Raw genomic sequence first — 14292 nt, forward strand, 5'->3', positions numbered from 1 at the left:
CCGGAGCCAGGGATAGGGACGGCGCTCCATGTCCGTCCACATGCTTCCGTTGATGATTGTCCGCCACGCGGTGGCGGAGGATGAACACCCGCTCGGTGACGAGGCCCGCGCCCTCACCTCCGAAGGCCGCGCCGCCTTCCGCCAGCATGCACGCAAGCTCGCGCGCCTCACCCCACTGACGGGCATCGTCACGAGCCCGCTGGTGCGCGCCGTTCAGACAGCGGAGATCCTCGCCGAGGCCTTCGGCATCGGACAGGTGGAGGTGCACGGCGCGCTGCTGCCCCACGCGAACGCGCACAAGCGCATCCTGGAGCTGGCCTTGGAGCTGGGTCAGGGCTGGGCGCTGGTGGGCCACAACCCGGGGCTGGCCCGCGCCGGTGCGCGAGCGCTCGGCGAGGAGCTTCCAGACAAACTGCGCAAGGGTACCGTGCTGGCGCTGAACCCTTCCGGCAAGCGCTTCGAGCTGGCCTGGTTCGCCTCACCCGGGCGGGCCGTGCTGCGCCCCGGCGAGCGCCGCTCCTGAGCACCGGTTGTCACAGGCCTGCAACACGGCCGCGCAACCCTGCGAAATCCCAGTGCACGCTTCGTCACGCAGTTGTTTCACCTGCGTCACGATGCCGCAAACGGCGAGGACTATCTCTGCGCCGTCATGTCCCACGTCCTCATCGTCGATGACGAGCGAGATCTCGCCGAGCTCATCGACTTCAACCTGAAGTCGGCTGGCTTCTCCACCCAAGTCGCCTCGACGGGCGAGGCGGCCCTCTCCGCGGCAAGGCAGCAGCGGCCCGATCTCGTCCTGCTGGACCTGATGCTCCCGGACATGCCCGGCACGGAGGTATGCCGGCAGCTCCGAGCGGGAGCGAACACCCGGGACATCCTTATCGTCATGCTCACCGCCAAGGGCGAGGAGGCGGACCGCGTGCTCGGCTTCGAGGTAGGCGCGGACGACTACGTCACCAAGCCCTTCAGCGTCCGCGAGCTGGTGCTGCGCCTGAAGGCCATCCTGCGCCGCAGCGGGGCGCCGAAGGACAGCGTGGCGCCCGTGACGCTCGGATCCCTCAAGCTGGACGTGGGCGCCCACCGCTTCTACGTGGAGGGCAAGGAAGTCCCCCTCACCGCGCTGGAGTTCCGCCTCCTGGAGTACTTGATGACGCGCGTAGGCCGCGTGCAGTCGCGCGAGCAGCTCCTCGAGGAAGTCTGGGGCCTGTCCAGCGCACTCGAGACGCGCACCATCGACACCCACGTGATGCGCCTGCGCGACAAGCTCGGGCCCGCGCGCACCTCCCTCGAGACGGTGCGCGGTGTCGGCTACCGAATCGTCGACTCCGCTGCCTCCTGAAGAGGCGTGACCCATTTGGCACTCGCGCGCCGCGAAACAGCCACAGACACCCCATAAATCGCCCGCGCCGCTATCCACTGGAGTTGCACACCCCGATGAAAAACGTCCTTGTTGCTCTGATGACCTTGGCCTCGAGTGCCGCGCTGGCGCAGGCCGCCGAGCCGCAGCCGGCCACGGGTGCCACGCCCGCAGCCGAGACCTCCGAGGCCCCCGCCGCCCCCGCCGCCCCCTCCGTGGAGGAGCGGCTGACCACCACCGAGGGCAAGGTCGCGGCGCTCGAGGAGCAGAACATCGAGACGAAGAACGATCTCGGCATCCTCAAGAAGCTCAAGTTCTCCGGCTACATCCAGGCGCGCTACCAGTACCAGCAGACGGACTACGACGAGGCCGCGCCGGAGCTGAAGCTGACGGACGGCTTCAGCCGCTTCACCGTGCGCCGCGGCCGCATCAAGGCGGCCTACACCGGCGATACGGGCCTGGCGATGATCCAAGTCGACATCATCCCCACGGCGGTGCAGCTGCGAGACGCGGAGGCCACGCTCTTCATCCCCGGGACCAAGCAGAACCTGTCCATCACGCTGGGCCAGATGAAGGTGCCGTTCAACTTCGAGGGCCCCTTCTCCTCCAGCGAGCGCGAGTTCCCTGAGCGCTCCCGCATGACGGGCGCCTTCCTCCCGGGCGAGCGGGATCGCGGCGTCCGGCTCAACGGCAAGTACGGCGCCCTGCGCGCCGCCGCTGGCGTCTTCGATGGCAACGCCATGAACAACGTGGGCTTCGTCGGCACGGACAATGACAAGGAGAAGGACGTCATTGGCCGCCTGGGCTTTGACCTGAAGTGGATCTCCGGCGGCATGTCCGGTTGGAAGGGCCTCACCCTGGGCAAGCGCAATGGGGACACTACGCGGAAGGCCTACCCGCGCACCCGCCTCGGTGCCGACCTTCAGGTCTATCTGGATCTGGTGCCCGTGGGCGGCACGGCCTTCAAGGCGGAGTACGCCACCGGGAAGACCTACCAGCGCAACAACGTCGAGCAGCTCGGCCTCCCCGCGAGTGGCTGGTGGGCGCAGATCGCCCAGAACATCGGTGTGTCGGACGAGGCGGTCGTCCGCTACGAGTACTTCGACTACGAGAACGGCCGGCCCGCCCAGGAGAGCGGCAGCAAGCTGGGCGCCAACAACGCCATCGGCACGCTGGGCCTCGCGTACATCCACTACTTCGGCGAGACCGTGAAGCTCACTGCGGCCTACGAGCTCAACAAGACCGAGACCGTCAAGGACGGCACCGCCGAGGACCCCACCGACAACCTCTTCACCCTGCAGCTGCAGGCCCGTTACTAGTCCTCTCACCTCTCAAAAGGAGAGCCTTCACATGAAGAAATTCCTCGCGTCATTCCTCGCCGTCTTCCTGCTGGCCCTCCCGGTGGTGGCCCAGGCGGGCACCGTCACCGTCAAGGGCTCGGACACCATGGTCATCCTCGGCCAGCGCTGGGCCGAGGAGTTCATGAAGAAGAACCCCAGCACCAAGCTTCAGGTGACGGGCGGCGGCTCCGGCACGGGCATCTCCGCGCTCATCAACGGCACCACCGACATCTGCATGTCCAGCCGCCCCATCAAGGACGCGGAGTCCGAGAAGCTCCGGACCCGCTTCAACACCACCGGCACGGAGATCGCCGTCGCCAAGGACGGCGTCACCTTCTACGTGAACGAGAAGAACCCGCTCACCTCCCTGACGCAGGAGCAGCTCAAGGGCATCTACCTGGGCGACATCACCAACTGGAAGGACGTCGGCGGCCCGGACGCGCCCATCGTCGTCTACTCCCGCGAGAACTCCTCCGGCACCTACGTCTTCGTGAAGGACAACCTGCTCGGGGGGGAGGACTACACCGCCAGCGCGCAGACGCTGCCGGGCACCGCCGCGGTGGTGAACGCCGTCTCCAAGGAGAAGAACGGCATTGGCTACGGCGGCGCCGCCTACGCCAAGGGCATCAAGGAGCTGAAGATCAAGGTGGGCAGCGCCGAGGTGGCTCCCAGCGCCGAGAACATCAAGAGCGGCAAGTACCCGCTCTCGCGCGATCTGTACTTCTACCTGCGCAACAAGCCCACCGGTGAGGCGAAGGCCTTCATCGACTACGCCCTGTCGGCCGAGGGCCAGCAGCTGGTCACCAAGGTGGGCTACTTCCCTGTGAAGTAGGTCGTCACACGATTGTCACGCGAGGCGCTGAGTCAGATGGATAGAGAAGCCGCCATGCAGCAGGGTCTCGCGGAAACCATGGTCGTGCCGCGGCTGTCTCCGGCGGCGCGGCGACGGCAGCTCCGGGAGAAGGCCATCGCCGGCCTCATCACGGTGATGGCTTTCACCGGCATTGCCGCGCTGGTGCTCATCATCGTCTTCATCGCGAAGGAGGCGCTGGGGCTCTTCCTGGATGCCCACGCCCGCGAGGAGGCGAGCCTCGCCAAGATGTTCACGGCCCAGCCCACCCGGCCGGGCAAGCCGCTGGCCTACCTCTGGCAACCGGTGTCCAACGTGCCGAAGGTGAGCATGATCCCGCTCTTCGTCGGCACGCTGAAGACGACGCTCGTGTCCATGCTGGTGGCGGTGCCGGTGGGCGTGGCGGCCGCGCTGTTCGCCGCGGAGTTCGCGCCCCGGCGGCTGCGCGAGCTGCTCAAGCCCGTCATCGAGCTGCTGGCGGGCATCCCGTCCGTGGTGCTCGGCTTCTTCGCGCTGATGGTGCTGGCCTCCTTCCTCCAGGACACCTTTGGCTTCACCTACCGGCTCAACGCCGTGGTCGCGGGCCTGGGGCTGGCGCTGGCCATCGTGCCCGTCATCTTCACCGTGTCCGAGGACGCACTGACTGCGGTGCCTCGCAGCTACCGGGAGGCCTCGCTGGCGCTGGGGGCCACGCCGTGGGAGACCGCCTGGAAGGTCGTCCTTCCCGCGGCGGCCCCGGGCATCCTCGCCGCGTGCGTGCTGGGCTTCGGCCGGGCCATCGGTGAGACGATGATCGTCCTGATGGCCTCGGGTAACGCCGCCGTCGTCTCGGCCAACCTGAGTGACTCGGTGCGCTCGCTGTCGGCGACGATCGCCGCGGAGATGGGCGAGGTGGTGGTGGGCAGCCCTCACTACTCACTGCTCTTCTTCATCGGCGTGGAGCTGTTCATCTTCACCTTCATCCTGAACATGCTGGCGTCCGCCTGGACGAAGCGCGTCCTCAAGAAGCTCACGGGAGGTGCCGCGTGAAGTACGGCACACGCCGGACATTGGGCGGCGCCCTGACGTCTCTGACGGGGCTGGCCGCGCTCCTCATCGTGGGGATGCTCGCGGTCATCCTCTGGGACGTAGTCCGAGGCGGCATCGGCCACGTCACCTGGCAGTTCCTCTCCGAGCCTCCCTCGGACGGCATGATGGGCGGCGGCATCTTCCCCGCCCTCTATGGCACGGCGGCGCTGACGCTGCTGATGACGCTGGCGGTGATGCCGATGGGCGTACTCACCGCCGTCTATCTGCATGAGTACGCCCCGCCCGACTCGCAGCTGGCGCGATGGGTCCGGGTGGCCGTCGCCAACTTGGCGGGCGTCCCCTCCATCGTCTTCGGCCTCTTCGGGCTGGGATTCTTCATTCACTTCGTCGGCGGCAGCCTGGATCGAGCGCTCGGATATCAGGAGCTGCACTGGGGCCAGCCCGGCATCCTCTGGGCCTCCCTCACGCTGGCGGTGCTGACGCTGCCGGTGGTCATCGTCGCCACGGAGGAGGCCCTGCGCGCCGTTCCCTTGGATCACCGCACGGCGAGCCTCGCGCTGGGAGCCACCCAGTCCCAGACGCTGATTCGGGTGGTGCTGCCGGGCGCGCTTCCGGGCATCCTGACGGGCGCGGTGCTCGCTGTGTCCCGCGGAGCCGGCGAGGTGGCGCCCATCCTCTTTACCGGCGCGGCCTACTTCCTGCCGGAGCTTCCCTCGTCGCTGAGCTCGCAGTTCATGCACTTGGGCTACCACACGTACGTGCTCGCCACGCAGTCGCCGGACGTGGAGGCCACCCGTCCCCTCCTCTACGCCACGGTGCTGGTGCTGCTGATGCTCACCTTCGCCCTCAACCTCATCGCGGTTGTCATCCGGACTCGGACTCGCCGGAAGGCCGCGAACGCCCACTGAGACGCCGTCCATGACCTTCCAGCCGCCCAGCCCGCGCATCAAGATGGAGGCGCGGGAGCTCACCCTTCGCTACGGCACCAAGGTGGCCATCAACAAGGTGAGCATCGCCATTCCCGAGCGTCAGGTGACGGCGCTCATCGGCCCCTCCGGGTGCGGGAAGTCCACCTTCCTGCGCTCGCTCAACCGGATGAACGATCTCATCACCAGTTCGAACCACACCGGCACCATCCTGTTGGACGGCGCGAGCATCCACGACTCCCACATGGACGTGGTGGATCTGCGGCGCCGCGTGGGCATGGTGTTCCAGAAGTCCAACCCGTTCCCCAAGTCCATCTTCGAGAACGTGGCCTACGGCCTGCGGGTGGGCGGGATGAAGGACCGGGCGGAGCTCAGCACGCGCGTGGAGAAGTCCCTGCGCAGTGCGGCGCTCTGGGACGAGGTGAAGGACCGGCTGGACGAGAGTGCCCTGGGCCTGTCCGGCGGCCAGCAGCAGCGCCTGTGCATCGCCCGCGCCCTGGCGGTGGAGCCCGAGGTGCTGCTCATGGACGAGCCCGCGAGCGCCCTGGACCCGATCGCCACGGCGAAGATCGAGGAACTCATCCACGAGCTGAAGGCGACCTATACAATCGCGATCGTCACCCACAACATGCAGCAGGCGGCGCGGGTGAGCGATCGGACGGCTTTCTTCTACATGGGCGAGTTGGTGGAGTGCGGTCCCACGGAGCAGATCTTCACGAACCCCCGTGAGAAGCGCACCGAGGACTACGTCACCGGGAAGTTCGGGTAGGAGCGAGGGGCGGATGCCATCGATACATACCGACAAGGCTTTCGAGCAGGACCTGCGCGACCTGCGCGAGCGGCTGCTGGCCATGGGCGCCAAGGTGGAGACGCTCATCGCCAACAGCGTGCGCGCGCTCACGGACAGGGACTCGGCACTGGCCGAGAACGTCATCAAGTCCGACAAGGACGTGAACCGCCTGGAGGTGGAGATTGACGATCTCTGCCGCCGCATCCTGGCGCTGCGGCAGCCCGCCGCGAGCGACCTGCGGCTCATCACCACGGCGCTGAAGATCGTCACGGACCTGGAGCGCATTGGAGACCTGGCGGTGAACATCGCCGAGCGCTCCATTGACCTGAGCCAGGTGCCGCCGCTGGCGCCCTACATCGACACGCCGCGGCTGGCCGAGCAGGCGCAGCAGCAGGTGAAAAAGGCGCTGGACTCCTTCGTGTCCAATGACGTGGTGAAGGCCGAAGAGGTGCTCAAGGGAGACGATCTCCTGGATGCCCTCTTCCTGAAGATCTTCAACGAGCTCCTCGCGTACATGATGGAGGACTCGAAGAACATCCGCCGAGCCACGGCGCTGATGTTCATCGCCAAGCACCTGGAGCGCATCGGCGACCACGCGATGAACGTGGCGGAGATGGTCATCTACATGGTGCGCGGCAAGGACATCCGCCACCCGCAGAGCCGGAACATTCCGCAGGAGTAGCAAGCAGCCGGTGTCCTGGCAGGCGCTGCCGGCGGTGCTCTTCAAGGACGCCCTGCTCTTCATGGCGTGGTGCCATGGTCTGTTCAGCCGGACGGTGGACTGGCGAGGCACGCGGCTCCGGGTGCTGCCGGGCACGCGTCTGGTCCCGGTTCCCGTGGAGGCGCCAGCCTCGCTGGAGCTTGTCCCGAGCGAGGCCGAGCCGGCCGAGGAGCTGGTCGCGGGGTAACCGCGTTGTCACACAGGGCTCCCACGGCTTTCACCTGCGCGCCATGAGGGTGTCTTCTCGGAGGGCTACTGATGGAGCATGCCCTTTCGGAAGCTGGCGCACCTCTCGGATCTCCACCTGGACCTGAGCCCTGGCAGCGACGCGGCGGCCCGAGCCCTGGTGGAGAGCCTCCTCGCCGCGCAGGTGGATCATGTGGTGGTGACGGGAGACCTGACGCACCAGGGAGCGAGCGCGGAGTTCCGCCGCTTCCGGGAGATCTTCGCCCCGCTGCTCGATACGGGGCGGCTCACCTTCATCCCCGGCAACCATGACCGCCCTGGGGACGACGTGGTCGGCCGGTGGATGCAGGGCCGCAAGGTGTGCACCGTGGAGCGCGAGGGCCTTTACCTCGTGTGCATCGACTCCACCGGGCCACACAACCGCTCCTACTTCGCAAGCCATGGCGCCCTGTCGTTGGCAGAGTTGGAGGAGGTGGACGCCGCCGTGGCCGCCGCTCCGCGCGAGGCGCTCACGGTTCTCCTGCTGCACCACCACGTGCTGCCTCTGCCCGAGGAGAGCCTGCCCGAGCGGCTGGCCACTCGGATGGGCTGGCCCTACGCCTCGGAGCTGGTGCTAGGAGCCAAGCTGGTGGCTCGCGTCCGAGGGCGCTGCGACCTGATCCTGCATGGGCACCGGCACGTCCCCCGGGAGTTTGATCTGGGGCTGCACCAGGGGAGGGCTCTGCGGGTGTACAACTCGGGCAGCTCCACGGAACTGGGACAGTTCCGGATGTTCACGCATGCGGGCGGACGCCTGCTCGCTGCCCCAGCGTGGCAGCAGACGGCGATGGCTCCGGCGCCGAGGACCGCGAGCCATAACGTGCTGCCTGCGCTCCAGTACTTGGCGAACCAGCTGAGCACGTCGCTCTTCTGAGGGCCCCTCCTGGCTCCGGCCCGGTTCGCTCCCCTGCCCTCCGACCCAGCAGGCCCCAGGCCTTCCGTTGAATGCTGGGGTCACTTCTCGGGGTTGTCCTCGTGTCAGGGAGGTTCTTTGGGTCGACCAAGCACCAACGGGAATGGGGTACGCAAGGTTCTGGTCGTCGATGACGACGCGGACTGGCGAGAGTTCCTGAGGCTGTGTCTGGAGGAGCTCGGCTACGAGGCCATCGAGGCTGCGGATGGGCAGGAGGCCTTGGACTCGCTCTCCCGAGAAAAGTACGGCGTCGTGCTGCTCGACCTGAACATGCCAGGGATGAGCGGCTTAGAGGTCGCGGAGCGGATGCCGCGCAACACGAAGCCGCGCGTCGTCTTCCTCACCTCCGCCGCGGCCTCGGATGTGGGCAGCGCCTTGATGTCGGGCCCCCACTACTACCTGCCCAAGGGCGCCAGCCGCGACCAGCTGTCGCTCCTCCTACAATCGCTCGAAGCCTGAGTTCAGAGTAGCCACCAGGGTGGCTGCTCGCGCTAGAACTTCCACAGTGGGCCAGGGTGCTCTTCTGGGGAGGATCTCATCGCGTCGGAACTCGTCATCGTTTTATTGCTGGTGCTGGCGAATGGAGTCTTCGCTGGCGCGGAGCTCGCGCTGCTCACGCTGCGCAAGACCCGTCTGCGCGAGCTTGTAGATGAAGGGAGCGGCGCGGCCCGGGCCATCACCGCCCTGAGAGACAACCCCGAGCGTCTGCTCGCCACGGTGCAGATCGGCATCACGGTCGTCGGCTCGACGGCCGCGGCCTTTGGCGGCGCTTCGCTGGCGCACCCGCTCGCGGGGTTATTGGTCCAGTTGGGGGTGGGCTCGCAGACAGCGGAGAGCCTGGCCTTTGCTGGGGTGGTTGGCTTCATCTCCTACCTGTCGCTGGTGCTGGGTGAGCTGGTTCCCAAGTCGCTCGCGCTGCGCTACTCCGAGCGGTACGCGCTGTTCATTGGCCGGCCGCTCCATGGGCTGGCGTGGCTGGTCCAGCCGCTGGTGTGGCTGCTGACGGCCAGCTCCAACGTGCTGCTGCGCTTCTTCGGGGACAAGACGAACTTCGCCGAGGCGCGGCTGTCTCCCGAGGAGCTACAGCAGCTCGTGGAGGAGGCGGCGAAGATGGGCTCGCTGGATCCGCGGGCGGGGGAGATTGCCTCGCGGGCCTTTGATCTGACGGACCTGACGTTGTCGGCAGTGATGGTGCCTCGGCACCGCATCGTGGCCCTGCGCCGGCACGCGAGCGCGGAGGAGATCCGGCAGGTGCTGCTGGAGCACGGGCACTCGCGGATGCCGGTCTACGAGGGGTCGCTGGACAACGTCGTGGGCTACGTCATCGCGAAGGATCTGCTGGGGGTGGCGTGGGAGGGAACGCTCATTGTCCTGGAGGACGTGCTGCGCCCGGCCTACTTCGTCTTCGAGACGATGCGGGCGCTGGACGCGCTGAAGGAGCTGCAGAAGCGCCGCATGCAGCTGGCCATCGTGGTGGATGAGCGTGGTGGGGTGCAGGGTTTGGTGACGACGGAGGATCTGGTCGAGGAGCTGGTGGGGGACATCCTCAGCGAGACGGAGACGCCAGAGGAGCTGATCAAGCGCGAGAGCCCAACCACGGCGGTGGTGCAGGGCACGGCGAGCTTGAGGGAGATCAACCGGGAGCTGGGCCTCGAGTTGGAGGAGGGCCATGGGTACTCGACCATCGGAGGCCTGTGCTCCGCCAAGACAGGGGCCATCCCGGAGAGAGGGACGCGGCTGACGCTGGATGACGGCACGGTGCTCGAGGTGCTGGACGCCACGCCACGCCGGGTGCGCACGGTGCGCATCCACCTGCCGCCTCCGCCGTCCCCGACGGAGTCCTGAGCCAAGATGAATGAGGGGCAGCATTGAGTCCGAAACGCTGGAGAGTGTCTCCTGAGGTGGCTGGGGAGTTGGGCAAAAACACTCTCATGGATTCGTCGGTTCATCCGCCGCGTGTGTCACACCTTCACTGTCGCTTTGAGGGATGGCTCGGTGATGATCTACTCCAAACGTTCCCGTGTTTTCTGGCCTCCGCCTTCCTTGCGGAGGAGCTAAAAAAACACGGGGCTTGTAGGGATTAAGGAGGCCCTCTTCAGGAACGGATGTGGCCATGAGTTCCCGCACTTGCAGCGTTCTGCTGCTACTGCTCTCCGCCTGCGCTACGACAGAGCCTCAGCAGCGCAAGCCGAAGCAGCACAGACAGGTGGCCATTCCCTGGGCTCCCCTCGTCGCACCGAAGCCCGTTGCACCCGTTCTTCCGTCGCCCGGCTTGGCTCCGCCCATGACCGTCATGGTGGACCCTGGTGCACAGATGCAACAAGAACCGGATGCGAACCCGGCGCCGGAGAGGTCCAGATCGAACAGGGATCCGCCCGCCCCGGTGGCTCCGGAACCCCGTCCTGAGTGCATCCCCCACATCAAGCCGCACCTTGGCGGAGATCCCCTGCACAATCAGTGCGCCGACAACGTTCCGCAGAACGGTGTTCCCGGCTTTGATGCGCTCGTCAATGGTAAGCATTTCGACGCACTGCAAATCCGCGCGGGCGTTCTGTGGGAGGTCAAGACCGATAACTTCGACACGTACGCGGTCGCCCTTCAGGAGATTGTGATCGAGAAACAGGTGCTGGAATTGCAGCGCGAGCGCGATCTCGCACGCGCTTGTGGGTATGCCTTCGTAGTAGGCGTTCGTAGCGACGCGCACCGGAAAGCTCTGCGCGACGCAGACCCCTCCCTCAACATCGTCGTCATGGACTGGTGCTGAAATGGCCGCCTCGCCAGACTCCTTCCTTCTTGTCGTCTATGCGCCTGCGCTCAGCAGCGATGGCAGCCGCACCTTGGCCGTTATTCGTGGAATGGAACGCGCGCTTCCCGGCTTGCACCTGTCGTGGACGATTTCTGACGAGGGTCGGTTCATCCCAGCACCGCAGCGCGATGCGTGGGGCACGGCCAAGACGACCGATGGAAGATTTCCGCTGCTCTGCAATGGCGATGAGGGTCACTTCGTGACGATCTCTCGCAGGGAAACACCGGCGAGCCAGAATCCTGGTGGGCAGCCACAGTTTGAAGTTCATGCGAAGTGGCCCCTGGACGCTGCGGGTATCGCGGCAGCGGGGAAGGTGCTCGAAGAGGTAGCGGAGGGTGCACGCGCGCTGTGGGGGCATGCCACGCCGAAGCGCGCGGCGGGGGACATCGCGGAGCAGACGAGCCCCACGCTGGCGGGCTCGCCAAGGCCACCCCGGGGCCTGCCAGCGCTCAAGCTCCCAGAGAAAATCCGCTCGCCTGAGATTCCGCATCGCCTCGGGTGGCTCAACTACTGGTCAGCCGCCACTGCACAAGCCATCGCGTTCCCGGACCCTGCTCGCGACGCCGAGTTGCTCTCTAGGGCGCAGAGCACGGCGACAGGCGGGTGGGTTGTGAAGCTCACGGATGCGCCGCTCGATCTCGATAACCCCGCCCATCTGGACGCGCTGAAGCGGGCCTACGAGCGCTTCCCGGAGATCGGTGGACGTTCAACGCCCTGAACTGGACCGGGGCTTTTCGACGGGGGCCGCGAGCTACTCATCTGCGGCCCCGGAAAAGCGAAGGGGCTGGAACCTCCGAGGGATTTCCTCAGGGATTCCAGCCCCTTCCACCAGCGCGCGATACAGGATTCGAACCTGTGGCCTTTGGCTCCGGAGGCCAACGCTCTATCCAGCTGAGCTAATCGCGCAGGAGGCCTGCAACCGAGGGGACAACTAGCCGACTTCCCCCGCTGACGCAAGCACGCAATCCCACAACCCACGACCCGGAAACGCCCTTTCCACTTTCCAGCACTCGGCGCCCCCTCCAGTCCCCAGGGCCCTGTCCGCCATAGGGCCGGGCTGCCGGCCGAGGGCCTCGGGGAGCGGCCAAGTCATGCTCCCTCAGGAAGGCACACCGCTGGCGACGTCACCCTCCTGACGGCGCTGGGCTTCCCGGCCCTTCATCCCTTGCCATTAGGGCGAGGGATGAGTCTCCGCCGGCGGGCTCGAGGGAGCGAACCTCGGCTCCGGCGCCTGCGGAGCGCGCCCTCCCCCGCCGCCCGAGGGAAGCTGGGGCAACGGCCACCCCTCGAAGAGAGGCCAGCCTCGGTAGTAATCCGCTGCACCGGACGAGGCCTCACCTGGAGCCTGTGGAGCGGGCTGTACCTCTGCCCCTGGGACGCTCTGCCGGGGGGCCTCTCGAGTCCCCTGCGCCCCCGGTGGCCGCGTCCTGAGCAGCACCACGACCAAGACCGCGCTCAAGAGGAACATGAGCACGATGCCCGCCACGCGGGCACGGTCCTCCTCCATCCCTGTGTCCACAGTGTCCATGTCAGAAGCGCCCTTGCTTCAACACATCGCTCTTGGAAATCGTGCCGAGCAACCTCCGCTCGGTGTCGACGACAGGCAGGCGCTCGAGCGGTGTCGTGGCAAAGCGCGCCGCCACCTCGGACAGGGAGAGGTCCGGCGTCACGGGCCGGAGGTGCCGATCCATCACGTCCGCCGCGATGGTCGCTCCCAACAGCGAGTAGTCCGGCAGGTGGCCCTTGAGCTCGTCCAGCGTGATTGTCCCCAGGTACCGGCCCTCCTCGTCCGTGACGTAGAGGTCCGCCCCCGAGGGTTGCTCCAGCAGCAACACGACGATCTCCTGGAACGAAGCCGACGGCGGGACGCGGTCCCGCACCGGCATCAACATGGCCCGGGTCCCCTCCTCGCGCAGCCAGTGTGGAACGCTCTCGGGGATGCGCACGTTGCGGCGGCTGAGCACGGACGTATAGAGCGACTCGGGCTCCAGCCGTCGGCTGATCATCGTCGCCAGGAAGGCCCCCAGCATCAGCGGAAGGATGAGCCCGTAGTCCCCCGTCAGCTCGAAGATGATGAGGACCGCCGACACGGGCGCATGCGTGGTCCCCGCGAGCACCGCCCCCATCCCAAGCAAGGCATAGGCCCCACTCGGGGCTCCTCCGGGCCACACGTACTGCATGACCTGGCCAAAGGCGCCGCCCAGCAGTGCTCCATAGAAGAGCGAGGGTGTGAAGAGCCCGCCCGGAACCCCCGCCCCCGCGCAGAGCGACGTCGCCAGCAGCTTCGCCAGGGGCAGCACCACCAGCAGCACCAGCGACAGCTTCCCCAGCAGTGCCGCGTTCACCGCGTCATAGCCATTTCCCAGCAGGTGCGGCAGCCACACGGCCGCCAGCCCCACCAGTGTCATCGCTCCCAGTGGCAGGAAGGGTGTGAGCTTCCGAGGGACCCGATCGAGCAGGTCCGACAGCACGTTGATGCCGCGCACATAAAGCGCGGAGGCGCCCCCCAGGAGCACGCCCAGGAGCACGGCCAGCAGCAGCTCGCGCGGGTGCATCACATAGTGAGGGATGACGTAGCTGGGGTGATCCGCGATGAGGATCCGCGACACGAGGGTGGCCACCACGCACGCCAGGACGATGGGACCGAACAGCTCCAGCGCGAACGAGCCCAGCAGCACCTCCAGGCCAAAGAGGGCCGCGCCGATGGGCACGTTGTAGGCCGAGGCCACCCCCGCCGCCGCGCCACACGCCACCAGCAACCGGGCCTGCCCCGGCCCCAGCCTCAGCCAGTGCCCCAGGAAGGAGCCACTCGCCGCACCCGTCTGCAGCAGCGCGCCCTCGCGGCCCAGAGGCGCCCCGAGCGCTACCGCGACGATAGAGACCAGGCCCCTCAGCAGCGCCCGAGGCAGGGACAGCCGGCCCGACTTGACCCAGATGGACTCGATGATGCCGGCGGTTCCGTGCCCTCGCAGCGGCTGGCCGATGAGGAGCGTCACCAGCGAGACCAGGGCGCCGCCCAGCACCGGGACGAGGAAGCGCCTCCAGGACGGCGAGGCGATGACGCCCGAGAGGAACCCCTCCGCCTCGCTCCCCCAGAAGAGGTGCTGGGTGAAGCGCAGCACCTTGAGCAGCACCACTGCCCCCATCCCCGAGATGAGCCCCACGAGGGCGACGAGCAGCCAGAACCGGCGCTCGGCCCGGACCAGGCCACGCAAGGTGTTACGGAGTCGTGAGCGGAAGCCGCGGAACGGTTCCAGCCTGGGAGTGGGCATCGAGAGTGTCGCCACGTCCCTCAATCTAGGGAGGGCCGACAGCCCATGCGGGACGGCCGCCCG

General features: G+C 67.2%; 15 protein-coding genes and 1 tRNA gene. 14 read left to right on the top strand and 2 right to left on the bottom strand.

Annotation, left to right across the window (positions count from 1 at the left end; translation table 11 throughout):
* The first annotated feature begins 28 nt into the window (after nt 1–28).
* The 14 genes from DB31_RS21655 to DB31_RS21720 all read left to right on the top strand — a co-directional run bounded on the left by DB31_RS21655 (nt 29) and on the right by DB31_RS21720 (nt 11675).
* On the top strand, nt 29–523 hold the full coding sequence (locus DB31_RS21655) for a SixA phosphatase family protein (RefSeq protein ID WP_044191011.1): 495 nt from the start codon (nt 29–31) through the stop codon (nt 521–523).
* Nucleotides 524–649: 126 nt separating this feature from the next.
* The gene (locus tag DB31_RS21660) at nt 650–1339 is read left to right on the top strand and encodes a response regulator (RefSeq protein ID WP_044191012.1); all 690 of its coding nucleotides are present in this window, start codon (nt 650–652) and stop codon (nt 1337–1339) included.
* 95 nt (nt 1340–1434) lie between these two features.
* Nucleotides 1435–2676, top strand: coding sequence for a hypothetical protein (locus DB31_RS21665; protein WP_044191013.1), 1242 nt, complete (start codon nt 1435–1437; stop codon nt 2674–2676).
* 31 nt (nt 2677–2707) lie between these two features.
* On the top strand, nt 2708–3529 hold the full coding sequence (locus tag DB31_RS21670; RefSeq protein WP_044191014.1) for a phosphate ABC transporter substrate-binding protein: 822 nt from the start codon (nt 2708–2710) through the stop codon (nt 3527–3529).
* 36 nt (nt 3530–3565) lie between these two features.
* Nucleotides 3566–4576 (top strand): phosphate ABC transporter permease subunit PstC, encoded by a 1011-nt coding sequence (gene pstC, locus DB31_RS21675; RefSeq protein ID WP_083968560.1) that lies wholly within the window; start codon nt 3566–3568, stop codon nt 4574–4576.
* Nucleotides 4573–5484: a phosphate ABC transporter permease PstA gene (pstA, locus tag DB31_RS21680; protein ID WP_044191016.1), complete on the top strand. Its 912-nt coding sequence runs from the start codon at nt 4573–4575 to the stop codon at nt 5482–5484. Before pstC ends, pstA begins: the two co-directional genes overlap by 4 nt.
* 43 nt (nt 5485–5527) lie before the next feature.
* Nucleotides 5528–6271: a phosphate ABC transporter ATP-binding protein PstB gene (pstB, locus tag DB31_RS21685; protein ID WP_240486844.1), complete on the top strand. Its 744-nt coding sequence runs from the start codon at nt 5528–5530 to the stop codon at nt 6269–6271.
* A 13-nt stretch (nt 6272–6284) separates the two neighbouring features.
* Complete coding sequence (gene phoU / locus DB31_RS21690; RefSeq protein ID WP_044191018.1) at nt 6285–6974, top strand: phosphate signaling complex protein PhoU; 690 nt, start codon at nt 6285–6287, stop codon at nt 6972–6974.
* 10 nt (nt 6975–6984) lie between these two features.
* Nucleotides 6985–7200 carry a hypothetical protein gene (locus DB31_RS50575; protein ID WP_044191019.1) on the top strand — a complete coding sequence of 72 codons (216 nt, stop codon included), beginning with the start codon at nt 6985–6987 and terminating at the stop codon, nt 7198–7200.
* 78 nt (nt 7201–7278) lie between these two features.
* The gene (locus tag DB31_RS21700; RefSeq protein WP_044191020.1) at nt 7279–8112 is read left to right on the top strand and encodes a metallophosphoesterase family protein; all 834 of its coding nucleotides are present in this window, start codon (nt 7279–7281) and stop codon (nt 8110–8112) included.
* A gap of 117 nt (nt 8113–8229) precedes the next feature.
* Complete coding sequence (locus DB31_RS21705; RefSeq protein ID WP_083968563.1) at nt 8230–8610, top strand: response regulator; 381 nt, start codon at nt 8230–8232, stop codon at nt 8608–8610.
* Nucleotides 8611–8715: 105 nt separating this feature from the next.
* The gene (locus DB31_RS21710; protein ID WP_044191022.1) at nt 8716–9996 is read left to right on the top strand and encodes a hemolysin family protein; all 1281 of its coding nucleotides are present in this window, start codon (nt 8716–8718) and stop codon (nt 9994–9996) included.
* A gap of 439 nt (nt 9997–10435) precedes the next feature.
* Nucleotides 10436–10915, top strand: coding sequence for a DUF6310 domain-containing protein (locus tag DB31_RS21715; RefSeq protein WP_240486805.1), 480 nt, complete (start codon nt 10436–10438; stop codon nt 10913–10915).
* Nucleotide 10916: 1 nt separating this feature from the next.
* The gene (locus DB31_RS21720) at nt 10917–11675 is read left to right on the top strand and encodes a DUF5953 family protein (RefSeq protein ID WP_044191024.1); all 759 of its coding nucleotides are present in this window, start codon (nt 10917–10919) and stop codon (nt 11673–11675) included.
* 114 nt (nt 11676–11789) lie between these two features.
* Here DB31_RS21720 and DB31_RS21725 read toward each other — a convergent pair.
* A tRNA-Arg gene (locus DB31_RS21725) sits at nt 11790–11863 on the bottom strand.
* Between the two features lie 623 nt (nt 11864–12486).
* On the bottom strand, nt 12487–14229 hold the full coding sequence (locus tag DB31_RS21735; protein WP_044191026.1) for a chloride channel protein: 1743 nt from the start codon (nt 14227–14229) through the stop codon (nt 12487–12489).
* Nucleotides 14230–14292: the final 63 nt, after the last annotated feature.

Source organism: Hyalangium minutum (genome assembly GCF_000737315.1).
Classification (GTDB): Bacteria; Myxococcota; Myxococcia; order Myxococcales; family Myxococcaceae; genus Hyalangium; species Hyalangium minutum.

Coding starts and splice junctions, on each gene's coding strand:
- DB31_RS21720 (WP_044191024.1), top strand. CDS start 10,917: ATGGCCGCCTCGCCAGACTCCTTCCTTCTTGTCGTCTATGCGCCTGCG.
- DB31_RS21670 (WP_044191014.1), top strand. CDS start 2,708: ATGAAGAAATTCCTCGCGTCATTCCTCGCCGTCTTCCTGCTGGCCCTC.
- DB31_RS21660 (WP_044191012.1), top strand. CDS start 650: ATGTCCCACGTCCTCATCGTCGATGACGAGCGAGATCTCGCCGAGCTC.
- pstB (WP_240486844.1), top strand. CDS start 5,528: ATGGAGGCGCGGGAGCTCACCCTTCGCTACGGCACCAAGGTGGCCATC.
- DB31_RS21655 (WP_044191011.1), top strand. CDS start 29: ATGTCCGTCCACATGCTTCCGTTGATGATTGTCCGCCACGCGGTGGCG.
- phoU (WP_044191018.1), top strand. CDS start 6,285: ATGCCATCGATACATACCGACAAGGCTTTCGAGCAGGACCTGCGCGAC.
- pstC (WP_083968560.1), top strand. CDS start 3,566: ATGGATAGAGAAGCCGCCATGCAGCAGGGTCTCGCGGAAACCATGGTC.
- DB31_RS21665 (WP_044191013.1), top strand. CDS start 1,435: ATGAAAAACGTCCTTGTTGCTCTGATGACCTTGGCCTCGAGTGCCGCG.
- DB31_RS21715 (WP_240486805.1), top strand. CDS start 10,436: ATGACCGTCATGGTGGACCCTGGTGCACAGATGCAACAAGAACCGGAT.
- DB31_RS21700 (WP_044191020.1), top strand. CDS start 7,279: ATGCCCTTTCGGAAGCTGGCGCACCTCTCGGATCTCCACCTGGACCTG.
- DB31_RS21735 (WP_044191026.1), bottom strand. CDS start 14,229: ATGCCCACTCCCAGGCTGGAACCGTTCCGCGGCTTCCGCTCACGACTC.